Here is a 24,693-nt window from a genome sequence, read left to right on the forward strand (position 1 = left end):
GACCGCGCACGCCGCTCAAGGCACAGTGCCTAGCTGCGCTCCAGCGCATTCACCAGGTCATGGAACGCTTCGCGGTTGGAGTCATTCAGGCCCATGAGGATCTTGTGCGCCTCCAGCACCTTGGAACGCACCACGTCTTCGTTCTGGTCCTGCGACGGCAGGTCGGTCAGGCACTCGGGGCAGGGAATCGGCCGATCGACGATGTTGAACACCTGATCGAAGCCCATCGATTGCAGCAGCCGGGAGATGTCCGGATTGGTGGTCACCACCGTTGGCAGCAGGCCTACCTTCTGCCGCGACAGAATCGACAGCTTGGCCAGCAGGCCCAAGGTGGTGCTGTCGATGCTCTCGGTTTCGGTCAGGTCGATGACAATGGCCGAGAAGTTCAGCGCCGTGAAAATCTTCTCGATCGTTGCATCCAGCGCCGAACACAAGGTCAGGCGCACTTCACCGACAAATTTCAGTACAAAGGTACCGCTCTGCTCGGCGAACTGGATTCTACCGGTACTCATTGAAGGTTCCTGCTTAACACCAATAGGGCGATATCATCCGGCATCTCCCCAAGCGTAGCCAATCCAAAACGTTGACGCAGCCCATCCAGGCTACCACCTGCTGCCTTGACGATCTCCGGCAAGGCGGCTTCTTTATCTTTGAGCGTATCACCCGGCAAAAGGTCCAGAATGCCATCGGACATGAGGCTGATGCTGAATTGTGGCGGCAGCTCCACGACCAGGTCCTGGTAAGTGGCCTCGTCAAACAGCCCCACCGGCAGGCCACGGCCTTCCAGGTAGCGGGCGTTGCCTGGGGTGTATAGCACCGGCAGCGGCAAGTGGCCGCCAACGGCGTAGGTCAGCAGGCCCGAATCCTCGTCTATCACGCCACCTACCATGGTCACGTGCTTGCCCAGCTTGCTGTTGATCAGGCCGCGGTTGATGTGGCTGAGCACTTCCGATGGCTTGAACTCACGCATCTTGTTGCGCTTGAGTTCGAACATGAGGCGTGTGGTCATGAATTTCAACAGCACGGTGACAAAGGCCGACGACGCGCCATGCCCTGAAACATCGGCAAGGTAAAAGGCGATACGCCGGTCATCGACGCGGAAGTAGTCGACGAAATCACCCGACAGGTACAGCGACGGGATGATCTGATGCTCGAAGGCGAACTCGCCGGCACCCCACGGGCTTTCCGGCAGCATGTTCATCTGCACCTGGCGGCCGGCGGTCTGGTCTTCCTGCAGCAGGTGCAGGCTGGCCTCCAGTTCGCGGTTGGCGGCTTCGAGCTTGTCGCGGTAGCGCTGGTTTTCCAGCACCAGGCGCGAGCGGTCGAGGGCGCGGCGCACCGAGTGCTCCAGTACGGCCAGGTCTTCCAGCGGCTTGATCAGATAGTCGGCAGCCCCCAGGCGCAGCGCCTCCACCGCATCACTCATGACGCCGGCACCGGACACCACGATCACCGGCACCTGCGGCGCACGCTCGCTGACCTGGCGGATCAGTTCGAGCCCGCCCATCTGCGGCATGCGCAGGTCGCAGATCACGAGGTCGGGCTGGTGCTCTTCGAAGACCTGAAGCCCCTGCTGGCCATTACCGGCCTGGAGCACGCTGAAACCACTGTCTTCAAGATACGCGGCGAGGCTCGCACGGACCACGTCGTCGTCATCGATGATCAGCAGCGTTGCACTGGTATTCTGCATGTGGGCGAACGGCGCCGATTTAGGTTGGTGCAGCGGTGTCGGCAAGGCAGACGGCCAGCTACGGGAATTCTTTGTGGTCATACTCTACTTGAGTTGTAGGACAAGAACACCTGCCCGGCAACTGTCGGCAACTGTGAGAGCAACCTTGTAAGGCGCAGACGGTACTCCCATCCGCCAGGGGTTTCAAGCATGCGTGGGTCGACCTCATCGCTCTTTACAGGGCAAATCGCCGGGAGTTATAAGAAAGTCGACCAGCGCAACCCGATGGGAAGGATGCAGCATGCCCCACACGCCCTCCAGCCACAGCGAGAAACGCGATTTCATCCGCATGCGCATCGACGCCGAAGTGAGCCTGTTGCACGAAGGCCAGGTCATCGCCGCGCGCTGCCTGGACCTGTCCAGCGGCGGCATGCAGGTGCAGGCGCCAGAGCATTTTCAGGTAGGTCAGCAGCTCGAAGTGCGGATCGACTCCGACCACCCGGCCTTGAAGGGGCTGCACGCCAGCACCGAGGTGGTGTGGATCGCCGACCAGCCAGACGGCCAGCAGAAGTTCGGCCTGAAGATTCTGGCAATGCATTGAAGCGGCGCCCGAAGCCAGCAGGGGCGGCCTAGCGCGGGCGCCCCTGCACAGCGTGAACGGTCAGAAGTCGTCTTCGACTTCGCCATCCTTGACCTTGAACTCGCGGTTCTGCAAGTAGGCATTACGAATGAAGATGTACTTGTCGCCTTGCATCAGCTTCTCGGCCGACAACAGGCTGGCGCGGGTGTCGATCACGTCCAGGGCGAAGATCGAGTTGCGGGTCGGCACGTGGTCTATGTACCGGTAAGGCTTGGTATAGGTGTCCGGGTACCTGGCCACGCCATCACGCACGGTGCTCGGGCCCAGCAGCGGGATGACCACGTACGGGCCACTCGGCACGCCCCAGTAGCCCAGGGTTTGGCCGAAGTCTTCGTCACTGCGCTGCAGGCCCATCTTGGTGCCCACATCGAAGAACCCACCCAGGCCAAAGGTGGTGTTGACGATCAGCCGCGCAGTGTCCACGCCGGCTGCGTGGGGCTTGAGCTGAAGGATGTTGTTGGCCAGGTTGGTCACATCGCCCAGGTTACGGAAGATGTTGTGGATACCGTCTTCGAGAAACTGCGGGGTAACGGCCTCATAGCCCTTGGCCAATGGCTTGAGGGCATAGGTGTCGACCGTATCGTTGAAACGGAAGATCGGGCGGTTGACCGCTTCCCAGGGATCTTCCTCGGTGGCCGCCTGGGTGGCGGCCACGGGCGCCAGCAGCATGCCGGCACAGACACAGGCCTGGGTGACTCGATCGATCACACTGGCACCGATCCTACGCATAGATGTCTCTCCATCGGGTTTCTCGACCGCCAGCGCACGGGTCGCGTGACGTTAAGGCGGCAGTATAGAGGCTTACGGGCTGTTAGACAGCTTTACACATTTTTGCTCAATATTTTGTGAACAACTGTTGCACCAGCCCCCGCTGTCACAGGGCGGTAACAATCAGCCAATAGCCTGCGGTGTATTTGGGGACGCCGCCATGCACGCTACACCCGCCCTCACCGCTGTGCTGTTCGGCCTGCGCGGTTGCCTGGTACAGAGTGCCAACGGCGCACCCGCACCGGCCCCCGGCGCGCTGGCCATCCTCGCCACCCTGCATCAGCGCCACGTCCCCTGTATCTGGCTGGATGAGATCGCCGACCCGCCGAGCCAGCGCATGGCCCAGGTGCTGCCTGACTGGCTCCCGGGGCTTACGGTGACCGACCCGGGCTTGCCAGCACCCAATGCCTGCTGGCAAGCACTGATGCAGCTGGGCAGCCAACACCTGGCGGGCTGTGTACTGGTCAGCGGCGACCCGCGGTTGCTGCAGGCGGGGCTCAACGCCGGGCTGTGGACGATCGGCCTGGCTGCCTGCAGCCCACTGTGCGAACCCGGTTCCGCCCGATGGCAAGCGCTACCCCCTGCGGAGCAGGACCTGGCGCGCGGCAAGGCGACCCTGGCGTTGTTCAGCCTGGGCGTGCATTCGGTGATCGACCACCTGGAAGCGCTGGATACCTGCCTGCACGACATCGCGCAGCGCCGGGCCAAAGGTGAAAAACCCTGATACAGCCATGTTGACGCGGATCATGCAAAGCGCCGGCAGGTGGATTACGCTGAAAGCAGGCCAGAACCTTTGCCGCTTCGCTGAGGTCCATGGCTAGCCAAGCCATTGATGGAGAAAAGCCAATGCCTGCCCGCGAATTGCAAGAGCGCCTGAACACCTTGCGCGAGCAACTGGACCGTAACGTACCGCTCTCGGAAGAAGAGCTGGCCGCACTGCACGAAGAAGCGCGCCAGATCGAGGCACAGCTGAAACTGGAGGAAGCCACCCCGGACAACAACCTGGTGGACGGCGTGAACCTGGCGATCGAACGCTTCGAGGCCGAACACCCCGACCTTACCGCCACCCTGCGCAGCATTGCCAACTCGTTGCACAGCATGGGGATCTGACACCACGAAGGGGTGCATTGCACCCCTCCTGCGTTCCCAGCCCTTACTGGCGAACCAGCCGCTGGTTATCCGGGCTGATAGCATCGGTACTGCGGTACGGGTTGATATCCAGCCCCCCGCGGCGCACATACCGTGCATACACGGTCAGGTGCTCCGGCTGCAGCAAGTGCTTCAAGTCCAGGTAGATGCGCTCCACACACTGCTCGTGGAAGTCGGCATGCTGGCGGAAGCTGATCAGGTAGGTCAGCAAGCTGGCGTGGTCAAGCGCCCTGCCCTTGTACTCGACGACCACGCTACCCCAATCCGGCTGCCCGGTAACCGGGCAGTTGGACTTGAGCAGGTGGCTGTGTACGGTTTCTTCAACCACCCGCTCAGGGCTGCAGCGCAACAGCTCTGGCTGCGGCTGTGCGTAGTTGCTGATGGCAACGTCCAACGCATCGATGCACAGGCCGGGCAACGCCACCACCCCCTGGGCCTCGACCTCTGCCAACGTGCGCACCTTCACCCCAACCGGCTTGCCCGCTGCTGCCGACAGGTCCTTCGCCAGGCATGCCTGCAGCTCGTCGAGGGTGGCGAAGACTGTCTGGTTCAGCGAGTTGAGGTACAGCTTGAACGACTTGGACTCGATGATGTTGGGCGAATCGGCCGGAATGGCGAACTCACCAATCGCCACCACGGGCTTGCCAGAAGGCAGCAGCCAGCTCAGCTCAAAGCAGTTCCAGTAATCCACACCGTGCCAAGGCAAGGTCTGGGCGGTAACACCCAGCTCGGCCCACTTGGCCGTACGCGGGATCGGGAACAGTTGCTCCGGGGAGTAGGTAGCGACGTATTCGCTGGCTTTGCCCAGCGGGGAGTGTTCGGCAGCGGGATGCATGTAAACTGACCTGGAGGTTCGGAATTGCCCCTAGTCTACCGGTTTTGCACCCCGCCTTGCAGGCCCCGTCACTCGATGGTCAGTGCCCCGACCATACCGGCCTGGTAGTGCCCCGGCACATTACAGGCGAACTCGATAGGCGCCGACTTGCGGAAGGTCCAGGTCAGTTCGGCGCGCTGGCCAGGCATCACCAGCACCGTGTTGCCGCCGCCGTGCGCGTGCCCACCGCCGTGATCGTTCATCTGTTCATGGCCCATCATTTGCCCAGGGGCCATCGCCTGGCCATGGTCCATGCCCTGGTGGTTCATGCCCTCATTGAACAACTTGCCTTGCATGGCAAGCATTTCTTTCTGGTGTTCGGCGTGCATGGCCTTGTCGCCCAGGTTGAATTCGTGTGGCAGCTTGCCTTCATTCACGAGCACGAAACGTACGGTTTCGCCAGCTTTTACCTGCAGGCTCTTGGGCTCGAAGGCGATGTCCTTGAGTACCACCTCTACAGTGCGGGTGGCCTTGGCCGCCGGGGCTGGCTCGCCGAAGGCAAAGGTGCCGGCCTGGCCGGCTAGGGCCGGCAGGCTGGCCATGGCAAGGGTGGCGGCGAGGAACAGGCGTTTCATGATGACTCCGGGAATACACGACAGGGTGCAGCCACATTAGTCACCGGTGACTGGCAACTGGCTGACAGCAAGATTACAACTTTGTCAGGTTGGGCATGCAGACACATCGTCACGTATCATTTCAGCCACCCCTGCGGCTTACGCACGGAGCGCGCCCGTTTCCAGCGCCACCGCAAGCCAGCTGAAACCTTGGTACCCCTATGAAACTGCTGATCGTCGAAGACCAGGCCCGTACCGGCCAGTACTTGCGCCAGGGCCTGAACGAGGCCGGCTTCGCCACCGAACTGGCCAGCGACGGGGAGACCGGCCAGTTCCTGGCCCTGAGCGGCGACCACGACCTGCTGATCCTGGATGTGATGCTGCCCGGTCGCGACGGTTGGCAGATCCTGCAGGCCGTGCGTCAGGCCGGTCGGGATACGCCTGTGCTGTTCCTGACCGCGCGCGATGCCGTCGAGGACCGGGTACATGGCCTGGAGCTGGGGGCAGACGATTACCTGGTCAAACCGTTCGCCTTTTCCGAACTGCTGGCGCGGGTACGCAGCCTGCTGCGCCGTGGCGCCAGCCCGAGCCAGGACACCACCCTGAGCCTGGCCGACCTGCGCCTGGACCTGATCCGCCGCCGCGCCGAACGCGCAGGCAGCCGTATCGACCTGACCGCCAAGGAATTTTCCCTGCTGGAACTGTTGCTGCGCCGGCAGGGCGAGGTGCTGCCCAAGTCGCTGATTGCCTCACAGGTGTGGGACATGAACTTCGACAGCGACACCAATGTGATCGAAGTGGCAATCCGCCGCCTGCGCCTGAAAATCGACGACCCGCACCCCAACAAGCTGATCCACACCGTGCGCGGCATGGGCTATGTACTCGAAGTGCGGCCAGCGTGATGCGCCGGGTATCCCTGGGTAGCCGCCTGGCGCTGCTGTTCGCCGCCTGCACCGCCGCCGTTTCGCTGGGCGCCGGCCTGTTGTTCAACCGGGCCAGTGAGCAGCACTTCATCGAACTGGATCAACAACTACTCGCCTCACGGCTGTCGCTGCTGCGCACGCAACTGGACGGCATCACTACCGCCGAAGCGCTGAAGGCGCGCCTGCCCGCCCTGCGCGAAGCGCTGAGCCATCAAGCCGACCTGGCCTTGCGCATCAGCGGCGCCGACGGCACTCCCTGGTTCGCCAGCCGCAGCGGCCTGCCGCCGGCAGTGCTGCCGACCGGGCTGGGCACCCAGCATGCCCAAGGGGCGGACTACCGCAGCCTGACCGCGCCCTTGGCGCCGGGCAGCAACGCATCGGCCCAACTGGCGTTGTACCTTGATATCACGCACCACCAGCATTTCCTGCAAGGCATGCAGCGCCTGATCTGGCTGACTGTCGGCCTGTCGGCGCTGGCCACCGCGCTGTTGGGCGCCTGGGCGGCCCGCAGCGGTCTGCGGCCGTTGCGGCAAATGGGCCAGGTGGCCGCTGGCGTGTCGGCTCGCTCGCTCACCACCCGCCTGCCAGTGGCCCAGATGCCCGTAGAACTGGCCGAACTGGCCAGCACCATGAACGCCATGCTGCAGCGCTTGGACGATGCGTTCCAGCGCCTGTCGGCGTTCTCCGCCGACATCGCCCACGAGCTTCGCACACCGCTGTCCAACCTGCTGACCCACACCCAGGTCACCCTCACCCGCCCGCGCAGCCTGGAAGAATACCGCGAGGCCCTGCATGGCAACCTGGAGGAGCTGCAATGGATGGCGCAGATGATCAATGACATGCTGTTCCTCGCCAAGGCCGACCATGGGCTGCTGGTGCCTGGGCAAGCGCCACTGGCACTGCATGAGGAAGTGGATGCGCTGCTGGAATACTACGCACCGCTGGCCGAAGACGGCGACGTGCAGATGCTGCGCGAAGGTGAGGCCATGCTGCACGGCGACCGGCACATGCTGCGCCGGGCCCTGTCCAACCTGCTGGATAACGCGCTGCGCTTTACCCCGGCAGGCGGGCAGATACGGGTGGCCCTGGCAGCGGGGCCCAGCATCAGCGTGGCCAATACCGGCGCAGCCATCGAGCCCGCGGCCCTGCCACGGCTGTTCGACCGCTTCTACCGGGTAGACCCGGCACGGCGTGAAGGCAGTAGCGAGCATGCCGGCCTGGGGCTGGCGATTACCCGGTCGATCGTGCAGGCCCATGGCGGCTGCATTCGCGCGGAGTGCGCGCAGGGGTGGACGCGCTTCGTGATCGAATTCACTGAAGGCCGGTGAAACAGGCTGCCTTGCAGCCCGCTGCGCAAGCCTTCAGCTGTGGCTCAAACCGCCAGGCCAATGGCCGGCTGCACCTGCGAAGCCCGGTAAGCCGGGTAGATGGTTGCCAGGAAGCTCATCACCAGGCCGGCGGTGCAGATCATCAACACATCGCTCCCCTCCAGTTGCGACGGCAAACTGCTGACGAAGTACACATCCGAGGTGAAGATGTGCTGCCCGCTCACCCGCTCCAGCCAGCCGACGATCTGGCTGACGTTCAGCGCGGCAATCACGCCCAGCACCCCGCCAATCAGGGTGCCGACAATACCGATCAGGCTGCCCTGGACCATGAACGTACCCATGATCTGCGCTGGCGTGGCGCCCAGGGTGCGCAAAATGGCGATGTCCGGGCCTTTGTCGTTCACCACCATCACCAGGGTGGCGATGATGTTGAACGCCGCCACTGCAATGATCATCATCAGCAACAGGCCGATCATGGTCTTTTCCATCTTCATCGCACTGAACAGGCTGCCCTGGGTGTGCGACCAGTCATCGGCACGGTAGGCATCGCCCAGCCCGGCGGCGATGGCCTTGGACACCTGCGGCGCGGCGTACAGGTCGTGCAGCTTCAGGCGCACGCCTTGCACCTGGCCCGGCGCCCAGCGCTGCATCTGGCCAGCATCGGCCATATGGATATAGGCCTGCGAGCCATCCAGTTCGGCGCCGACCTTGAAAATGCCGACCACGGTCAGGCGCTGCATGCGCGGGGTGATACCACCCGGCTCCTTGCTGATTTCCGGCACGATCAAGGTCAGCTTGTCGCCGGTATTCAGGCGGAAACGGCGGGCCGTGAGCTCACCGATGACCACGCCGAACTCACCGGGCTGCAGGTCCTGCAAGCGGCCCTGGACGATGTGCTGGCCGACGATGGAGACCTTGCTCTCCTCGGCCGGGTCGATACCGCTCACCTGAATCGGCTGCATCGCGCCCTTGTACGAGAGCATGCCTTCCATTTCGGTAATGGGCGCGGCGGCCATCACTGCCGGGTTCTGCAGCGCCGCATCGGCAACCTTGTGCCAGTCGTCCAGTGGCTGCACCCCGAGGATGGCGGCATGCGGCACCAGGCCCAGGATGCGCGAGCTCATTTCGCGCTGGAAGCCGTTCATCACCGACAGCACCACGATCATCGCCAGCACGCCCAGCGACAGGCCGATCATCGAGGTCATGGAGATGAACGAGATGAAGTGGTTGCGGCGCTTGGCTCGGGTGTAGCGCGCGCCGATGAAAATGGGCAAGGGTCTGAACATGTACGAAATCACCCAATGAAAACAGGAAAACGGGGCAACGCCTGTTGCCCCGTACAGTCGCTCAGATTGCCACCAGGTGGCCGTCGTCGAGCTTCAATACACGGTCCATCTGGCGCGCCAGGCTGAGGTCGTGCGTTACCACCAGGAACGCTGTGCGCGAAGCACTGGACAGCTCCTGCATCAACTCCTGAATGCCCTGGGCAGTATGGTGGTCGAGGTTGCCGGTAGGCTCGTCGAGCATCACCAGGCCAGGGCGGTTGACCAGGGCCCGGGCAATGGCCACACGCTGGCGCTCGCCACCCGATAGCTCGGCCGGCTTGTGGTTGAGGCGGTGGCCCAGGCCTACGCGCTTGAGCAGTGCTTCGGCCCGCTCACGGGCCTCGGGGATGGGCGTGCGGCCGATCAGCAATGGCATGCACACGTTTTCGATGGCGGTGAATTCCGGCAGCAAGTGGTGAAACTGGTAGACGAAGCCCAGCTCACGGTTGCGCAGCAGGCCGCGGGCACGCTCACCCAGCGCCGACAGCTCTTCGCCCGCCAGCCAGACGCTGCCCTGGGTGGGCCGGTCAAGGCCGCCCAACAGGTTCAGCAAGGTGCTCTTGCCAGAGCCCGAGCTGCCGACAATGGCAATGCGCTCACCGGCGTGCAGCTCCAGGTTAAGGCCGGACAGCACCTGTACCGACTCCGGGCCCTCGTCGTAGGACTTGCCCAGGTTGCGGCAACTCAGAACGGCTTTATCACTCATGCGCGACTCACTCATAACGTAGCGCCTCGGCAGGCTGGGTGCGGGCCGCACGCCAGGCCGGGTACAAGGTGGCGAAGAAACTCAGGACCAGCGCCGCGCCACAGACCATGTACACGTCCTGGGCCTGGATCTGCGATGGCAGGTAATCGATGAAATACACGTCGGCATTGAGGAACTTGTGCCCGATCAGTTTCTCGATGCCGGCGATGGCGGCACTGACATTCAATGCGGCAAGAATGCCGACCACGGCGCCGATCAGGGTACCGATCACCCCGATCACCGTGCCCTGGACCATGAAGATGAGCATGATTTGCCCGGGCGTCGCGCCGAGAGTGCGCAAGATGGCGATGTCGCCACGCTTGTCGTTGACCACCATCACCAGCGTGGAAATGATGTTGAACGCGGCCACCGCCACGATCAGCAGCAACAGCAGGCCGATCATGGCTTTTTCCATGCGGATCGCCTGGTACAGGTTACCGTGGGTACGGGTCCAGTCGCGGCTGTAGAACGCCTGGTCACCCAACTGCTGGGCGATGCTCCAAGCCACCCGCGGCGCCTGGAACAGGTCGTCGAATTTCAGGCGCAGGCCCTGTACCTGGTCGGGCTTCCAGCGGTGCAGGCGCGACAGGTCGCTGATGTTGGTCAGGCCCAAGTAGCCGTCGATCTCGCCCGCCCCAACGTGGAAGGTGCCGACCACGGTGAAGCGCTTCATGCGCGGGAACATGCCGGCCGGGGTCACGCTGACCTCGGGGGCGACGAAGGTGAGCTTGTCGCCGATGGCCACACCCAGCTTGGCCGCCGCCTTGTCACCGATCATGATCCCCCACTCGCCCGGCGCCAACTGGTCCAGGCGCCCCTGCAAGACAAAGTTGTCGATGATCGACACCTCGCGCTCGCGGGCCGGGTCGATGCCATTGAGCAGCACTTTCTGCACCTTGCCATCATGGGTCAGCAGGCCTTGCATCTGGGTGAACGGCGCAACCGCCACCACCTGCGGATTCTGCTTTACTTGTTGGGCGAGGGCCTGCCAATCGGCAATGGGTTGGCCGCTCTCCAGCGTGGCATGCGGGATCATGCCCAGCACGCGGGTACGCATCTCGTGGTCGAAACCGTTCATCACCGACAGCACCACGATCATCACCACCACGCCCAGGGCGAGGCCGATCATCGAGGTCAGGGAAATGAACGAGACGAAGTGATTGCGACGTTTGGCACGGGTATAACGCGTACCGATAAATGCGAAAAGAGGTCTGAACATGTCGGGGCTTGTTCGGATGAAAGGGAACGTCCTTGTGGCGAGGCGCCTACGGCGGCTTTACACTCGGACCACCGCCGCTACCTTGGGTTCGCCATGACGACATTAGACGAAGAAGATCGCCGCGAATACTACCGCATCGACGATCGGATCGCACTTCAAATAAGCCCCCTAAGCGCGGCCGAAGCCCTTGACCCAGATGTATTGCAAGATGATTCCCCACTGTTCAACCTGCTCAGCGAGCTGCACCTGTCGGACTTCGAGGCGCAGCACCTGCTGCGCCAGCTGAGCGACAAGGACCGCACCCTGGCCGCCTTCCTGCGCGCGCAGAACAAACGCCTCGACCTGCTCAGTGCAGTGGTTGCCCAGACCCTGCTCGGCGAAGTGGGGCAACCCCAGCCAGTGGTCATTTCCGAAGGCGGTATCGAGTTTACCCAGCACAACCCGCTTGCCCCCGGCACCCGGGTCAAGGTGAAAATGGTGCTGATGCCACGTGCCCACGGCCTGCTGCTGCGCGGTAAAGTCACCCACTGCGACCAGCGCACCGGGGGCGGTTACGACGTCGGCACCGAGTTCATCGACATGACCGACGCCCAACGGCAACTGCTGGCCCGTTACATCCTGCAGCGCCAACAGCAGCAACGGCGCCAGCAACTGGAACAGAACAGCCCTGCATCCTGAACCTGTTTTCTCTGATCTGAAGGAACGAACGTGACCCTGATCTACGGCCATCGCGGCGCCAAGGGCGAAGCACCCGAAAATACCCTGACCAGCTTCCAGCAGTGCCTGGCACACGGCGTGACCCGCTGCGAACTGGACCTGCACCTGTCAGCCGACAACCAGCTGATGGTGATCCACGACGCCACCCTCAAGCGCACCACCGGCCGGCGCGGCAAGGTGGTCGAACACCCGGCCGCCGACCTGGTCAAGGTCGATGCCCGCAAGGGCGGGCCAGGCCACGTGCAGCCCTGCCCGATTCCCACGCTGGAAGAGCTGTTCCAGAAATGCCCGTTCGAGCACTGGCAACTGGAGGTGAAAAGCGCCTCGCGCACGCGCGCTGCCACCACCGTTCTGGCCATCCGCGAGCTGGCCCAGCAGTACAACTTGCTGGACAAGGTCACCATCACCTCCAGCTCGCGCGAAGTACTGGGTGCAGCCCAGGAGCTGGTGCCAGATGTGAAACGTGGGCTGGTGGCGGAGTACGCCTGGCTCGACCCGTTGAAGGTCGCCCAGAACTACGGCTGCGACTTGCTGGCCCTGAACTGGACGCTATGCACCCCCGAACGCCTGCTCAAAGCACAGGCCCAGGGTTTGCACGTGTCGGTGTGGACGGTCAACGAGCCGGCACTGATGCGCCGGCTGGCTGACTTTGGCGTGGACAGCCTGATTACAGACTTTCCCGGTTTGGCCAAGACCACCCTCGGGCAGGGTTGAAATCGGTCTCTCCGACCGGCTCAGGCCACCGGTCGGAGCCGCTCAAAAAAGCCGGTTCAGGCCGTCGTAGGCAGCTACCCGGTAGGCTTCGGCCATGGTCGGGTAGTTGAACGTGGTGTTGACGAAGTACTTCAGGTTGTTCTGCTCACCTGGCTGGTTCATGATCGCCTGGCCGATGTGGACGATCTCCGAGGCCTGGTAGCCGAAGCAGTGAACCCCCAGGATTTCCAGGGTTTCGCGGTGGAACAGGATCTTCAGCATGCCTTGCGGCTCGCCGGCAATCTGCGCCCGCGCCATGCTCTTGAAGAACGCCTTGCCCACTTCGTACGGCACCTTGGCCTGGGTCAGCTCCTGTTCGTTCTTGCCGATCGAGCTGATTTCCGGAATGGTGTAGATGCCGGTCGGCACGTCATTGACGAAGCGCCAGCTGCCGTTGTCCACGATGCTGCCAGCGGCCGAGCGGCCCTGGTCATGGGCCGCACTGGCCAGGCTTGGCCAGCCGATCACGTCACCGGCGCCGTAGATGTTCGGCACGCTGGTACGGTAGGCCTCGTCGACCTCGATCTGGCCCCGGCTGTTGACCTTGATGCCAATGTTCTCCAGGCCCAGCTTGTCGGTGTTGCCGGTACGGCCGTTGCACCACAGCAAGGCGTCGGCCTTGATCTTCTTGCCCGACTTCAGGTGCAGGATCACACCGTTGTCCAGGCCTTCGACGCGCTCATAATCTTCGTTGTGCCGCACGGTGATGTTGTTGTTGCTGAAGTGGTAGCTCAGCGCCTGGGAAATTTCCGAGTCGAGGAAGCTCAGCAACTGGCCGCGGTTGTCCACCAGCTCTACCAGCACACCCAGGCCACTGAAGATCGAAGCATATTCGCAACCGATAACGCCGGCGCCGTAAACGATCAGCTTGCGCGGGGTGTGGCTGAGGCTGAGGATAGTATCGCTGTCGTAGACGCGCGGGTGGTGGAAGTCGATGTCGGCCGGGCGGTAGGGGCGTGAACCGGTCGCAATGATGATGTGCTTGGCATTGAGCTTTTCTACCACGCCGTTCGAGCACACCACTTCCACGGTCTGCTCGTCGGCAAAACTGCCGGTACCGACGAACACGTCAACCCGGTTGCGGGCGTAGTAGCCCGTGCGCGAAGCCACCTGCTTGGCGATGACCTTCTCGGCGCTTTTCAGCACGTCCGGGAACGAAAACCAACGCGGCTCGCCAATGGCACGGAACATGGGGTTGGTGTTGAACTGCATGATCTGCCGCACCGAGTGACGCAGTGCCTTGGACGGGATGGTGCCCAGGTGGGTGCAGTTACCACCGACCTGGCGACGGTCATCGACCATCGCAACCTTGCGCCCTGCTTTGGCGGCATTCATTGCCGCGCCTTCACCGGCCGGGCCGGAACCCAGCACCACTACGTCGTAGTTGTAGACAGCCATGCGTACTCCTTCAGAACTGGCCCGCAAGCCACGGTCGCTCGCGGGACGCGATCATGCCGCCGGGGCGCCATGAGAAAATTCGGGTGCAGTCTAATCAAGCGTGAACGCCGCGCACATTAACCCTTGGTCGCGTCGTAGGCCAATTTCGCCCGCACTACATATGCTTTACCGATCCCTGGCGGCAATCATCCCTGCTTGCGCTTTCACTCGCCTTTCACCGCCTGCGCAAACGCGGGCGTAGCTCGGGAGACGCAGCCACCCCCGGCCCGAGTCACCCGAGCGGCGGCACGGTCATGCGCACCGGGCGCCGGACACGGGCATCGAAAGGGGGTGCCAATAGCGCCGGCCATTGTCCTCGAAATAGTGCCGCTCGTCATCCGAGCCCAAGTGATTTACCGGGCGTACGCACCTGCAAAGGCCGCAGCAACATGAAAAGCAGGCAAAAAAAACGGGAACCCGAAGGTTCCCGTTTCTTCATTGCCTTACCCGCGAATCAGCGTGGGAATGCAGGCGGGTTCACACCGGCCATGTCTTCCATCACGCGAACCACCTGGCAGCTGTAACCGAATTCGTTGTCGTACCACACGTACAGAACAACACGGTTGTCATTGGCGATGGTCGCTTCAGCGTCCACCACACCGGCGTGGCGCGAGCCAACGAAGTCGGTCGAAACCACTTCCTGCGAGGCAACGTAGTCGATCTGCTTGTGCAGTTCGGAGTGCATTGCGGTCTGGCGCAGGTACTCGTTGATTTCGTCGCGAGTAGTGGCCTTTTCCAGGTTCAGGTTGAGGATGGCCATCGAAACGTTCGGCGTAGGCACGCGGATGGCGTTGCCGGTCAGCTTGCCCTTGAGCACTGGCAGTGCCTTGGCAGCAGCGGTGGCGGCACCGGTTTCGGTGATGACCATGTTCAGCGGCGCGGCGCGGCCACGGCGGCTGCCCTTGTGGAAGTTGTCGATCAGGTTCTGGTCGTTGGTGAACGAGTGAACGGTTTCGACGTGGCCGTTGACGATGCCGTACTGGTCGTTGATGGCCTTGAGCACCGGCACGATGGCGTTGGTGGTGCAGGAAGCTGCCGAGATGATCTTGTCATCGGCCGTGATATCGCCATGGTTGATGCCATGCACGATGTTCTTCAGCGCGCCCTTGCCAGGTGCGGTGAGGATCACGCGGGCAGCGCCCGGGCAGGCCAGGTGCTGGCCCAGGCCGTCGGCATCACGCCATACACCGGTGTTGTCGACGATCAGCGCGTTTTCGATACCGTACTGGGTATAGTCGACTTCGCTTGGGTTCTTGGCGTAGATAACCTGGATCAGGTTGCCGTTGGCAGTGATGGTGTTGTTGGCTTCATCGATGGTGATGGTGCCATCGAACGGGCCATGCACCGAGTCACGGCGCAGCAGGCTGGCACGCTTGACCAGGTCGTTTTCGGCGCCCTTGCGCACAACGATGGCGCGCAGGCGCAGGCCGTCGCCGCCACCGGTCTTCTCGATCAGGATGCGCGCCAGCAGGCGGCCGATGCGGCCGAAGCCGTACAGCACCACGTCAGTGCCTTTGCGCGCCGAAGCGTTCTGCTGGCCAACCACGTCGGCCAGCTCTTCACGGACGAACTGCTCGGCAGTGCGGCCATTGCCTTCCTGCTTGAACTTGTTGGCCAGCTTGCCCAGGTCGACCGAAGCGGCGCCCAGTTTCAGCTCGCTCATGGCTTTGAGCAGGGGGAATGTCTCGTGGACGGACAGTTCGGTTTCGTCGGTTTGGCGATGACGCGCAAAGCGGTGCGCCTTGAGGATCGAGATAACCGAACGGTTGATCAGGCTGCGGCCATAAATCGAGCTCACCACATTGTTGTTGCGGTAGAGCTGACCGATAAGCGGGATCATCGCTTCAGCCAGGGCTTCACGATCGATCCACTCACCAAGACACTGGTCGGGCTTCTGAGTCACGGGAACCTTCCACATGTAGGGACAGAAAAAAGGGGCTACATTATGACGCCCCAACACAGAACCGGCAATGAGCGCCTGTCGCAGCGAGCCAAGCCAGCATTCATGCCCTTTGGAGCCTGACAGCCGGCACCGTCACCGGTACAATCGGTCTCTTTGCCGCAACGCTTGGAGTGCAATCTCCCGTGTCAGTTCTGCGCCTACCGCAAATGTCGGCCACGGCCGGCAAACAAACCTGGGGCAACCTGCCCGGTGCCGCCCTCAGCCTTGCCATCGCCGAGGCCGCCAGCAGCGCTGGCCGCTTCACCCTGTTATTGACGGCCGACAGCCAGGCCGCCGACCGCCTGGAACAGGAGCTGCGTTTCTTCGCACCCGACCTGCCGGTGCTGCCGTTTCCCGATTGGGAAACCCTGCCCTACGACCTGTTCTCGCCGCACCAGGACATCATCTCCCAGCGCATCGCCAGCCTTTACCGCTTGCCTGAGCTGAGCCACGGCATCCTCGTGGTGCCGGTGACCACTGCCCTGCACCGCCTGGCACCCACGCGCTTTCTGCTGGGCAGCAGCCTGGTGCTGGACGTGGGCCAGACCCTCGACGTGGAGCAGATGCGCACGCGGCTGGAAGCCACCGGCTACCGCTGCGTCGACACGGTCTATGAGCATGGCGAGTTCGCCGTGCGCGGTGCACTGATCGACCTGTTCCCCATGGGCAGCAAGCTGCCCTACCGCATCGACCTGTTCGATGACGAGATCGAGACCCTGCGTACCTTCGACCCCGAGACCCAGCGCTCGATAGACAAGGTGGATTCCGTGCGCCTGCTGCCTGCGCGCGAATTCCCCATGCAAAAGGACGAAGTGACCCGCTTCAAGGCACGCTTTCGCGAACGCTTCGACGTCGACTTCCGCCGCAGCGCGATCTTCCAGGACCTGGCCAGCGGCATCATCCCCGCCGGTATCGAGTACTACCTGCCCCTGTTCTTCGAAGAAACCTCCACCCTGTTCGACTACCTGCCGGCGGACACCCAGGTGTTTTCGCTGCCGGGAGTGGAACAGGCCGCCGAACACTTCTGGAACGACGTGCGCGGGCGCTATGAAGACCGCCGTGGCGACCTCAGCCGGCCACTGCTGCCACCGGCCGAGCTGTTCCTGCCGGTCGAAGACTGCTTCGCCCGGCTCAAGCAGTGGCCGCGGGTGGTTGTCAGCAGCGACGACCTGGAAGCCGGCGCAGGGCGCGAGCGCTTCCCGGCGCGCGCCCTGCCCAACCTGGCGATCGAGGCCAAGGCCAACCAGCCACTGGCCGAGCTGGCCAGCTTCCTCGACCAGTTCCCCGGCCGCGTGCTGTTCACCGCTGAATCGGCCGGCCGACGCGAGGTATTGCTGGAGCTGCTCGAACGGCTGAAGCTGCGCCCGCACACCGTTGATGGCTGGCACGATTTCATCACCGGTGCCGAGCGCCTGGCCATCACCATCGCCCCACTGGACGAAGGCCTGCTGCTGGACGACCCGGCCATTGCCCTGGTCGCCGAAAGCCCGCTGTTCGGCCAGCGCGTCATGCAGCGCCGGCGCCGTGACAAACGTGGCGAAACCGCCAATGACGCGGTAATCAAGAACCTTACCGAACTGCGCGAAGGCGCACCGGTGGTGCACATTGACCACGGCGTAGGCCGCTATCTGGGCCTGGCCACGCTGGAAATCGACGGCCAGGCTGCAGAGTTCCTGACCCTGGAATATGCCGAAAACGCCAAGCTTTATGTGCCGGTCGCCAACCTGCACCTGATCGCCCGCTACACCGGCAGCGACGACGCCCTGGCACCGCTGCACCGGCTGGGTTCGGAAGCCTGGCAGAAGGCCAAGCGCAAGGCTGCCGAACAAGTCCGCGACGTGGCCGCCGAACTGCTCGACATCTACGCCCGGCGTGCCGCGCGCAAAGGCTACGCCTTCGCCGACCCGTCCGCCGACTACGCCACGTTCAGCGCCGGCTTCCCGTTCGAGGAAACCCCCGACCAGCAGGCCGCCATCGAAGCCGTGCGCGCCGACATGCTCGCGCCCAAGCCGATGGACCGCCTGGTCTGTGGCGACGTGGGCTTCGGCAAAACCGAAGTGGCCATGCGTGCGGCGTTCATTGCCGTGCACAGCGGCCGCCAGGTGGCGGTACTGGTGCCGACCACCCTGCTCGCCCAACAGCACTACAACAGCTTCCGCGACCGCTTCGCCGACTGGCCGGTGACCGTGGAAGTGATGAGCCGTTTCAAGTCCGCCAAGGAAGTCGCCGCCGCCGCCGCAGACCTGGCCGAGGGCAAGATCGACATCCTGATCGGCACCCACAAGCTGCTGCAGGACGACGTACGCTTCAAGGACCTGGGCCTGGCAATCATCGACGAAGAGCACCGTTTTGGCGTACGCCAGAAGGAGCAGCTCAAGGCCCTGCGCAGCGAGGTCGACATCCTCACCCTCACCGCCACCCCCATCCCGCGCACGCTCAACATGGCGGTGGCGGGCATGCGCGACCTGTCCATCATCGCCACGCCGCCGGCGCGCCGCCTGTCAGTGCGCACCTTCGTCATGGAGCAGAACAAGAGCACCGTCAAAGAGGCGCTGCTGCGCGAACTGCTGCGCGGCGGCCAGGTGTACTACCTGCACAACGATGTGAAAACCATCGAGAAATGCGCAGCCGACCTCGCCGAACTGGTACCCGAGGCACGCATCGGCATCGGCCATGGGCAAATGCGCGAGCGTGAACTGGAACAGGTGATGAGCGATTTCTACCACAAGCGCTTCAACGTGCTGGTGGCGTCGACCATCATCGAAACCGGTATCGACGTGCCCAGCGCCAACACCATCGTCATCGAACGCGCCGACAAGTTCGGCCTGGCCCAGTTGCACCAGCTGCGCGGCCGGGTTGGCCGCAGCCACCACCAGGCTTACGCCTACCTGCTCACGCCCACCCGACAGAAGGTCAGCGCCGACGCCGAAAAGCGCCTGGAAGCGATCGCCAACACCCAGGACCTTGGCGCCGGCTTCGTGCTGGCGACCAACGACCTGGAAATCCGCGGGGCCGGCGAGCTGCTGGGCGAAGGCCAGAGTGGGCAGATCCAGGCCGTTGGCTTCACCCTGTACATGGAAATGCTCGAGCGCGCAGTCAAGGCCATTCGCAAGGGCACCCAGCCCAACCTGGAACAGCCACTGGGCGGCGGCCCGGAGATCAACCTGCGCCTGCCGGCGCTGATCCCCGAAGACTACCTGCCCGATGTGCATGCCAGGCTGATCCTGTACAAGCGCATTGCCTCGGCGGCCGACGAAGAGGGCCTCAAGGACCTGCAGGTCGAAATGATCGACCGCTTCGGCCTGCTACCGGAACCCACCAAGAACCTCATGCGCCTGACGTCGCTCAAGCTGCAGGCGGAAAAGCTCGGCATCAAGAAAGTCGATGCCGGCCCCAATGGCGGCAAGCTCGAGTTCGAGGCCGAAACCCCGGTAGACCCGCTGACCTTGATCAAATTGATTCAGGGCCAGCCCAAACGCTACAAGTTCGAAGGCGCGACCCAGTTCCGCTTCCTGGTGCCAATGGAGCGCCCGGACGAACGCTTCAACACCTTGGAGGCGCTGTTCGAGCGCCTGACCCCACAGCCTGCCTAAGGAAGATTCATGCGTGCCATCCGTTGCCTGACCCTGCTGCTGGCGCTGTTCGCGCCAGCCGCCTTCGCCGAAGGCCTGTATCAGGTAGAAATGATTCTGGTGCGGCAGAACAGCGTGCCCGCCTTTACCAGCCCGTTCGCACCGGAAGACTGGAGCGGCGGTGCTGCGCGCCTGCACAAAGACGCCGAGCAACGCCCGGCGCTGGAAGACGAAGCCACCCGCCTGGAAGCGACCGCAGACTACACCGTGCTGATGCACAAGGCCTGGCGGCAACAGGTGGGCGACCAACCCAGCCGCATCGCCTTGGGCGAAGGCACCGAGCAATTCGGCCATTTCCCTATCGAAGGCAACCTGAGCATTGCCCAAGGGCGCTTCATCGCGGTGGAGGCCAACTTCTGGGTCAACCAGCTGGATGGCAACGGCAGCGTGCTGCAAAGCGAGCAGTTCAAGCAAAGCAACAGTAACGTCAAAGGTGGGCAGCTGACCTTCCTCGACGGTGGGCACCTGGCGGTGCTGCTGAAGATCACGCCACCGGGCACGCCGAAAATGCCGGCCATGGACCCGGAGATCATGGAGCAGTAAGCGCATGAAGCCAGATGCCGTCGAGTTGGTGAATCAATACCCGAACTGGACCCAGTCGTTCAGCAAGGCCACCCTGCAGCGCGCAGAACGCTATGCCGATGAAGGCCGGGTAGAACTGGACGCTATCTATCGCCAGACCATCACCGCCCGGTGCGAAGGCAGCGGCGACAATGTCTACCAGCAAACCATCGAACTGCACATTGCAGGCGGCCGCTGCCACGTCGAGGGTGAGTGCGACTGCCCGGTACGCCAAAACTGCAAGCATTGCGCTGCGGTACTGTTCACCCTCAGCGGCCCCGACATCAGCACCGAGCCTGTGCAAAGCCCACCGGGTATGCTGTCGGCCGAACTGCAGCACTGGCTCAGTGGCCTGGAGCAGCCGCCGGCCCAGACCGGCGCAGCCGATGACAAACGCGGGCGCATGGTCTGCTACCAGCTGCAACTGACCGATGCTGCCGGCTGTTCGCTGCTGGTGCGCAAAGGCACACGGAGCGAGGACGGCATCCGCTTCAGCCGGGTGCAGTCGCTTTACGATTTTCTCTACGAGCCGCCGCGCTTCGTCACCGACCAGGACACGCGCATCCTGCGCCTGCTTGCGGCATTGAACCAGGGTGCCGGCCAGGACCGCGGCTACCAACTCAAAGGCCAGGAAGGCGGCGAACTGTTCCAGCGCGCACTGGAGACCGGGCGCATGCTGTTCGACGTCAACATGCCCCTGCTGCACGAAGGCCCGCCCCGCCCAGCCGAGTTCCGCTGGGTACGCCAGGGCAATGGCAACTACCGCGGGCTGTGGTACAGCGGTGAGGAACCGCTGCGCTGCGTCATCCCGCTGCTGCCGCTGTACTACTTCGATGTGCAGGCGCAAGAGGTGGGCAAGGTCGAACACACCCTTGACCCGCATGTGGCCGTGCAGCTGACCATCGCCCCCGATGTGCCGGAACACCTGGTCGTGCCCCTGAGCCACAAGCTCAATGCCCTGAGCCACAAGGTGCCGACCCCAGCCCCCGTGCGAGAGCAAGTGATCGAGGACATACAGCCACAGGCCCTGCTGGCCCTCGGCAGCCTCGAGTACACCGCCTACATGCCGAAAACCGGGCGCATGCAACGGCAGATGCAACATCGCGCCGCATTGGCATTCGACTATGACGGCCTGCAAGCCAGCGGTAGCGACGACAAGCCGCTGACCCGCCTTGCAGGCAACACCAGCCAGCGCATCCGCCGCCAGCCCCAGGCTGAACAAGCCCTGCGCAAGGTGCTGCGGGACTTCGGCTTCAGGCCTGCAACCCGGCAGAGCAAGGCATTGCCCGACAGTGCCGGGGAAATGTATCAACTGCCCGACGACGAAGCCTGGCTGCACTTTGCCCGCGAGGGCCTGCCACGCCTGCGCGAAGCCGGCTGGGCCATCGATACCCACCGCGATTTCGCCTTCGACCTGCAAGAGGTGGAAGACTGGTACGCGACCATCGACGAAGCGCCGGGCCATGAATGGTTCGACCTGGAACTGGGCATCGTGGTCGATGGCCAGCGCCACAGCCTGTTGCCGATCGTGCTGGAATTGCTGCGCAGCAGCCCAGAGCTGTTACGCCCCAGCGAACTCGCCCGGCGCAGTGACGACGAGCACCTGTTGATCGACCTGAACCGCGGCCGCCTGGATGCCTCGCCCTTGCGCGTCGCCCTGCCTTATGGCCGTATCAAGGCAGTGATGGGCACCCTGGGCGAGCTGTACCTGCACGACGGCAGCGTAGGCCCGGCCCTGCGCCTGGACCGCGCCGACGCTGCGCGCCTGAACCAGATCGAAGGCATGCCGCTGCATTGGGAAGGTGGCGAGCATGTGCGCGACCTGGGGCGCCGCCTGCGTGACGCGCGTGACCTGCAGGTCGCACCGCCAGTCGCGCTGCGGGCCAGCTTGCGCGCCTACCAGCAGCAAGGCCTAAACTGGCTGCAGGCCCTGCGCGAAATGGGTACCGGCGGCATTCTGGGCGACGACATGGGCTTGGGCAAGACCCTGCAGGCCTTGGCTCACCTGCTGCTGGAAAAGGAAAGCGGGCGCCTCGTCAGCCCAGCCCTGGTCGTGATGCCGACCAGCCTGATCCCCAACTGGCTGGACGAAGCCGCACGCTTCGCCCCCGACCTGCGTGTACTGCCCCTGCACGGGCCAGGGCGCAGCAAGCATTTTGCCAAGCTGGGCGACTACGACCTGGTCCTCACCACCTATGCGCTGCTGCCGCGCGACCTGCAGCACCTGCGCGCGCACGCGTGGCACGTGCTGGTGCTGGACGAGGCACAGAACATCAAAAGCAGTACCAGCAAGGCGGCCCTGGCCGCCTGCGAACTGCAGGCCACCCAGCGTCTGTGCCTGACCGGCACGCCGATGGAAAACAACCTGGGCGAACTGTGGTCGATCTTCCACTTCCTGATGCCCGGCTGGCTGGGTGAACTGAAGCGCTTCAACCAGGACTACCGCACGCCGATCGAGCGCCACGGTGACAGCGAGCGCATGGCCCACCTGGCCAACCGCGTCCGGCCCTTCCTGTTGCGCCGCACCAAGGAGCAGGTGGCCACCGAGCTGCCGGCCAAAACCGAGATGGTGCACTGGGTCGAGCTCAGCGACGCCCAGCGTGACACCTACGAAGCGGTACGCGTGGCCATGGACAAGAAAGTCCGCGATGAAATTGCCCGCAACGGTGCCGCGCGCAGCCAGATCGTGATCCTCGACGCGCTGCTCAAGCTGCGCCAGGTGTGCTGCGACCTGCGCCTGGTAAAAGGCGTGGAGAGCAAGGGTAACCAGGCCGACAAGGGAAAGCTGGGGGCACTGCTGCAAATGCTCGATGAGCTGCTCAGCGAAGGCCGCCGGGTACTGCTGTTTTCGCAGTTCACGTCGATGCTTGCACTGATCGAGCAGGAACTGCAAAAGCGCCAGATCCGCTACAGCCTGCTCACCGGCGATACCCGCGACCGGCGTACGCCAGTGCAGCAGTTCCAGCAGGGTGACAGCGAGGTGTTCCTGATCAGCCTGAAGGCCGGCGGCGTGGGCCTGAACCTGACGGCGGCAGACACGGTGATCCACTTCGACCCCTGGTGGAACCCGGCCAGCGAAAACCAGGCCACCGACCGCGCCTACCGTATAGGCCAGGACAAACCGGTGTTCGTGTTCAAGCTGATTACCCGCGGCACCGTGGAAGAGAAAATACAGGCACTGCAGCAGGAGAAGGCCGCGTTGGCGGCGAGCCTGCTCGATGGCGGCCAGGCTGGGCAGTGGCGGCTGGGGGATGAAGAGATCGATGCCCTGTTTGCACCGTTGCCGGGCAAGCGTGGGCGCTGATGCCCTCGGGTCGGCCGTGAGGGTTGGCTGGCAGTGAGGCCGAGCGCCGCGCCGGCGGCGATCTCACTGGCAACCAGAAACCCGCTACAGCGGCGACAGGTCAGTCGACCAGCTGCGCCTCTTTCAACGCGCCCAACGCCGCCAGCCAGCGTGGCTGCTGGCGATAGTCGGTACGTGCAAAGCCCTGCCCGCGCATCCGGGCGATACGCGGCGAGGGCCTGACCTGCATGCGCTGCGCTGCGCTCAGTGCCAGCTCTGCCGCCGCGCGGTCATTGCAAACCAGGCCCATGTCGCAGCCGGCAGACAATGCCGCCTCGATACGGCTGGCCGCATCGCCCACCACATGGGCACCGGCCATCGACAGGTCATCACTGAAGATCACCCCGTCAAAGCCCAGCTCGCCACGCAGAATGTCCTGCAGCCAGCGGCGCGAGAAGCCGGCCGGCTGGTCGTCCACCTGCGGGTAGATGACATGCGCCGGCATCACCGCCGCCAATTGCCCGCTCAGGCGGCTGAACGGTACAAGGTCGGCCTGGCGCAGTTGCGCAAGGCTGCGCTCATCGGTGGGAATGGCCACGTGCGAATCGGCCTCGGCCCAGCCATGCCCCGGGAAATGCTTGCCGCAGGCCGCCATGCCTGCGGCATTCATACCGCGGATGAACGCCCCGGCCAACTGCGTCGCACGCAGCGGGTCGCCCTCGAAGGCGCGGCTGCCCACCACGGCACTGCGCTGGTGATCAAGGTCAAGCACCGGAGCGAAGCTCAGGTCCAGGCCCACTGCCAGCACTTCAGTCGCCATCAGCCAGCCACACTGCTCGGCCAGGTATTCAGCGTTGTCGTTGTCGGCCAGCGCGCGCATGGCGGGCAGGCGTACAAAGCCCTGGCGCAGGCGTTGCACACGGCCGCCCTCCTGGTCCACCGCCAGAATCAGATCGGGGCGTATGGCGCGGATGGATGCGCATAGCTCACGCACCTGGCGCGGGCTGTCGATATTGCGGGCGAAGATGATCAGGCCGGCCACTTCGGGCTGGCGCAGCAGGTGACGGTCTTCGGCGGTCAGCCATTTACCGGCGATGTCCACCATCAGGGAGCCTTGCAGACTGACGGTCATGGGTATTCCTTAATTGAAGACTGAACAGAAGCGGCGCTAGCT

At 63.7% G+C, this 24,693-nt stretch carries 21 protein-coding genes and 1 pseudogene; 10 read left to right on the forward strand and 12 right to left on the reverse strand.

Going from position 1 to position 24,693, the window contains the following annotated elements; all coding sequences use genetic code 11:
- Positions 1 to 29 precede the first annotated feature (29 nt).
- Together rssC and rssB are read right to left on the reverse strand one after the other, a co-directional pair.
- Positions 30 to 512: an anti-sigma factor antagonist RssC gene (gene rssC / locus K4A76_RS15855; RefSeq protein ID WP_009686305.1), complete on the reverse strand. Its 483-nt coding sequence runs from the start codon at positions 510 to 512 to the stop codon at positions 30 to 32.
- Positions 509 to 1,690 (reverse strand): two-component system response regulator RssB, encoded by a 1,182-nt coding sequence (rssB, locus tag K4A76_RS15860; RefSeq protein WP_054911660.1) that lies wholly within the window; start codon positions 1,688 to 1,690, stop codon positions 509 to 511. The genes rssC and rssB overlap by 4 nt, the downstream gene beginning before the upstream one ends.
- A gap of 280 nt (positions 1,691 to 1,970) precedes the next feature.
- Between rssB and K4A76_RS15865 the strand changes: the two genes are divergently transcribed.
- On the forward strand, positions 1,971 to 2,270 hold the full coding sequence (locus K4A76_RS15865) for a PilZ domain-containing protein (RefSeq protein WP_054911641.1): 300 nt from the start codon (positions 1,971 to 1,973) through the stop codon (positions 2,268 to 2,270).
- Between the two features lie 60 nt (positions 2,271 to 2,330).
- Here the strand turns inward: K4A76_RS15865 and K4A76_RS15870 are convergent, their stop codons facing one another.
- The gene (locus tag K4A76_RS15870; protein ID WP_054911642.1) at positions 2,331 to 3,038 is read right to left on the reverse strand and encodes an MlaA family lipoprotein; all 708 of its coding nucleotides are present in this window, start codon (positions 3,036 to 3,038) and stop codon (positions 2,331 to 2,333) included.
- A 199-nt stretch (positions 3,039 to 3,237) separates the two neighbouring features.
- Between K4A76_RS15870 and K4A76_RS15875 the strand changes: the two genes are divergently transcribed.
- Together K4A76_RS15875 and K4A76_RS15880 are read left to right on the forward strand one after the other, a co-directional pair.
- Positions 3,238 to 3,801 (forward strand): phosphonoacetaldehyde phosphonohydrolase-related protein, encoded by a 564-nt coding sequence (locus K4A76_RS15875; RefSeq protein WP_274410679.1) that lies wholly within the window; start codon positions 3,238 to 3,240, stop codon positions 3,799 to 3,801.
- Positions 3,802 to 3,923: 122 nt separating this feature from the next.
- Positions 3,924 to 4,187: a DUF4404 family protein gene (locus K4A76_RS15880; protein ID WP_009686300.1), complete on the forward strand. Its 264-nt coding sequence runs from the start codon at positions 3,924 to 3,926 to the stop codon at positions 4,185 to 4,187.
- Between the two features lie 43 nt (positions 4,188 to 4,230).
- Here K4A76_RS15880 and queF read toward each other — a convergent pair whose 3' ends face one another.
- Together queF and K4A76_RS15890 are read right to left on the reverse strand one after the other, a co-directional pair.
- Positions 4,231 to 5,061: an NADPH-dependent 7-cyano-7-deazaguanine reductase QueF gene (queF, locus tag K4A76_RS15885; protein ID WP_054911644.1), complete on the reverse strand. Its 831-nt coding sequence runs from the start codon at positions 5,059 to 5,061 to the stop codon at positions 4,231 to 4,233.
- 68 nt (positions 5,062 to 5,129) lie between these two features.
- Positions 5,130 to 5,675, reverse strand: coding sequence for a cupredoxin domain-containing protein (locus K4A76_RS15890; protein ID WP_161891811.1), 546 nt, complete (start codon positions 5,673 to 5,675; stop codon positions 5,130 to 5,132).
- Between the two features lie 200 nt (positions 5,676 to 5,875).
- On the opposite strand from K4A76_RS15890, the gene cinR reads away from it, so the two are divergent.
- Positions 5,876 to 6,556, forward strand: a complete 681-nt coding sequence (gene cinR / locus K4A76_RS15895; RefSeq protein ID WP_054911645.1) for a two-component system response regulator CinR — start codon at positions 5,876 to 5,878, stop codon at positions 6,554 to 6,556.
- Positions 6,553 to 7,905, forward strand: a complete 1,353-nt coding sequence (locus tag K4A76_RS15900; protein WP_274410680.1) for a heavy metal sensor histidine kinase — start codon at positions 6,553 to 6,555, stop codon at positions 7,903 to 7,905. Before cinR ends, K4A76_RS15900 begins: the two co-directional genes overlap by 4 nt.
- Positions 7,906 to 7,949: 44 nt before the next feature.
- Here the strand turns inward: K4A76_RS15900 and K4A76_RS15905 are convergent, their stop codons facing one another.
- The 3 genes from K4A76_RS15905 to K4A76_RS15915 all read right to left on the reverse strand — a co-directional run bounded on the left by K4A76_RS15905 (position 7,950) and on the right by K4A76_RS15915 (position 11,194).
- Complete coding sequence (locus K4A76_RS15905; protein ID WP_009686295.1) at positions 7,950 to 9,191, reverse strand: lipoprotein-releasing ABC transporter permease subunit; 1,242 nt, start codon at positions 9,189 to 9,191, stop codon at positions 7,950 to 7,952.
- A gap of 61 nt (positions 9,192 to 9,252) precedes the next feature.
- Complete coding sequence (gene lolD / locus K4A76_RS15910) at positions 9,253 to 9,936, reverse strand: lipoprotein-releasing ABC transporter ATP-binding protein LolD (RefSeq protein ID WP_172828393.1); 684 nt, start codon at positions 9,934 to 9,936, stop codon at positions 9,253 to 9,255.
- A gap of 7 nt (positions 9,937 to 9,943) precedes the next feature.
- The gene (locus tag K4A76_RS15915; RefSeq protein ID WP_047149820.1) at positions 9,944 to 11,194 is read right to left on the reverse strand and encodes a lipoprotein-releasing ABC transporter permease subunit; all 1,251 of its coding nucleotides are present in this window, start codon (positions 11,192 to 11,194) and stop codon (positions 9,944 to 9,946) included.
- A gap of 93 nt (positions 11,195 to 11,287) precedes the next feature.
- Between K4A76_RS15915 and K4A76_RS15920 the strand changes: the two genes are divergently transcribed.
- The gene (locus tag K4A76_RS15920) at positions 11,288 to 11,872 is read left to right on the forward strand and encodes a PilZ domain-containing protein (protein WP_029887019.1); all 585 of its coding nucleotides are present in this window, start codon (positions 11,288 to 11,290) and stop codon (positions 11,870 to 11,872) included.
- Positions 11,873 to 11,902: 30 nt separating this feature from the next.
- Complete coding sequence (locus tag K4A76_RS15925; RefSeq protein ID WP_009686291.1) at positions 11,903 to 12,625, forward strand: glycerophosphodiester phosphodiesterase; 723 nt, start codon at positions 11,903 to 11,905, stop codon at positions 12,623 to 12,625.
- Positions 12,626 to 12,667: 42 nt separating this feature from the next.
- Here the strand turns inward: K4A76_RS15925 and sthA are convergent, their stop codons facing one another.
- From sthA to K4A76_RS15940, 3 genes and pseudogenes are all read right to left on the reverse strand, one after another.
- The gene (gene sthA / locus K4A76_RS15930) at positions 12,668 to 14,062 is read right to left on the reverse strand and encodes a Si-specific NAD(P)(+) transhydrogenase (protein WP_009686290.1); all 1,395 of its coding nucleotides are present in this window, start codon (positions 14,060 to 14,062) and stop codon (positions 12,668 to 12,670) included.
- 203 nt (positions 14,063 to 14,265) lie between these two features.
- Positions 14,266 to 14,479: pseudogene (locus K4A76_RS15935) on the reverse strand (FAD:protein FMN transferase); the annotation flags it as partial.
- Positions 14,480 to 14,555: 76 nt separating this feature from the next.
- Positions 14,556 to 16,019 (reverse strand): glyceraldehyde-3-phosphate dehydrogenase, encoded by a 1,464-nt coding sequence (locus tag K4A76_RS15940; protein WP_009686289.1) that lies wholly within the window; start codon positions 16,017 to 16,019, stop codon positions 14,556 to 14,558.
- A gap of 167 nt (positions 16,020 to 16,186) precedes the next feature.
- Between K4A76_RS15940 and mfd the strand changes: the two genes are divergently transcribed.
- From mfd to K4A76_RS15955, 3 genes are read left to right on the forward strand one after another with little or no spacing between them, the layout of a single operon-like run.
- Positions 16,187 to 19,636, forward strand: a complete 3,450-nt coding sequence (gene mfd, locus K4A76_RS15945; protein ID WP_009686288.1) for a transcription-repair coupling factor — start codon at positions 16,187 to 16,189, stop codon at positions 19,634 to 19,636.
- A 9-nt stretch (positions 19,637 to 19,645) separates the two neighbouring features.
- A complete protein-coding gene (locus K4A76_RS15950) occupies positions 19,646 to 20,218 on the forward strand; it encodes a CsiV family protein (protein WP_161891814.1) in 573 nt (190 codons plus the stop codon).
- Between the two features lie 4 nt (positions 20,219 to 20,222).
- A complete protein-coding gene (locus K4A76_RS15955) occupies positions 20,223 to 23,540 on the forward strand; it encodes a DEAD/DEAH box helicase (RefSeq protein ID WP_274410681.1) in 3,318 nt (1,105 codons plus the stop codon).
- 100 nt (positions 23,541 to 23,640) lie between these two features.
- On the opposite strand, the gene nagZ is transcribed toward K4A76_RS15955, so the two are convergent.
- Positions 23,641 to 24,639 carry a beta-N-acetylhexosaminidase gene (gene nagZ / locus K4A76_RS15960; RefSeq protein WP_172828394.1) on the reverse strand — a complete coding sequence of 333 codons (999 nt, stop codon included), beginning with the start codon at positions 24,637 to 24,639 and terminating at the stop codon, positions 23,641 to 23,643.
- Positions 24,640 to 24,693: the final 54 nt, after the last annotated feature.

This window comes from Pseudomonas sp. NEEL19 (assembly GCF_028751975.1).
GTDB classification, from domain to species: domain Bacteria; phylum Pseudomonadota; class Gammaproteobacteria; order Pseudomonadales; family Pseudomonadaceae; genus Aquipseudomonas; species Aquipseudomonas juntendi.

What these genes read in the sequence shown, in the direction of transcription:
- rssC (WP_009686305.1), bottom strand. Translation starts at nt 512, where the DNA reads ATGAGTACCGGTAGAATCCAGTTCGCCGAGCAGAGCGGTACCTTTGTA.
- rssB (WP_054911660.1), bottom strand. Translation starts at nt 1,690, where the DNA reads ATGCAGAATACCAGTGCAACGCTGCTGATCATCGATGACGACGACGTG.
- K4A76_RS15865 (WP_054911641.1), top strand. Translation starts at nt 1,971, where the DNA reads ATGCCCCACACGCCCTCCAGCCACAGCGAGAAACGCGATTTCATCCGC.
- K4A76_RS15870 (WP_054911642.1), bottom strand. Translation starts at nt 3,038, where the DNA reads ATGCGTAGGATCGGTGCCAGTGTGATCGATCGAGTCACCCAGGCCTGT.
- K4A76_RS15875 (WP_274410679.1), top strand. Translation starts at nt 3,238, where the DNA reads ATGCACGCTACACCCGCCCTCACCGCTGTGCTGTTCGGCCTGCGCGGT.
- K4A76_RS15880 (WP_009686300.1), top strand. Translation starts at nt 3,924, where the DNA reads ATGCCTGCCCGCGAATTGCAAGAGCGCCTGAACACCTTGCGCGAGCAA.
- queF (WP_054911644.1), bottom strand. Translation starts at nt 5,061, where the DNA reads ATGCATCCCGCTGCCGAACACTCCCCGCTGGGCAAAGCCAGCGAATAC.
- K4A76_RS15890 (WP_161891811.1), bottom strand. Translation starts at nt 5,675, where the DNA reads ATGAAACGCCTGTTCCTCGCCGCCACCCTTGCCATGGCCAGCCTGCCG.
- cinR (WP_054911645.1), top strand. Translation starts at nt 5,876, where the DNA reads ATGAAACTGCTGATCGTCGAAGACCAGGCCCGTACCGGCCAGTACTTG.
- K4A76_RS15905 (WP_009686295.1), bottom strand. Translation starts at nt 9,191, where the DNA reads ATGTTCAGACCCTTGCCCATTTTCATCGGCGCGCGCTACACCCGAGCC.
- lolD (WP_172828393.1), bottom strand. Translation starts at nt 9,936, where the DNA reads ATGAGTGATAAAGCCGTTCTGAGTTGCCGCAACCTGGGCAAGTCCTAC.
- K4A76_RS15915 (WP_047149820.1), bottom strand. Translation starts at nt 11,194, where the DNA reads ATGTTCAGACCTCTTTTCGCATTTATCGGTACGCGTTATACCCGTGCC.
- K4A76_RS15920 (WP_029887019.1), top strand. Translation starts at nt 11,288, where the DNA reads ATGACGACATTAGACGAAGAAGATCGCCGCGAATACTACCGCATCGAC.
- sthA (WP_009686290.1), bottom strand. Translation starts at nt 14,062, where the DNA reads ATGGCTGTCTACAACTACGACGTAGTGGTGCTGGGTTCCGGCCCGGCC.
- K4A76_RS15940 (WP_009686289.1), bottom strand. Translation starts at nt 16,019, where the DNA reads ATGTGGAAGGTTCCCGTGACTCAGAAGCCCGACCAGTGTCTTGGTGAG.
- K4A76_RS15950 (WP_161891814.1), top strand. Translation starts at nt 19,646, where the DNA reads ATGCGTGCCATCCGTTGCCTGACCCTGCTGCTGGCGCTGTTCGCGCCA.
- K4A76_RS15955 (WP_274410681.1), top strand. Translation starts at nt 20,223, where the DNA reads ATGAAGCCAGATGCCGTCGAGTTGGTGAATCAATACCCGAACTGGACC.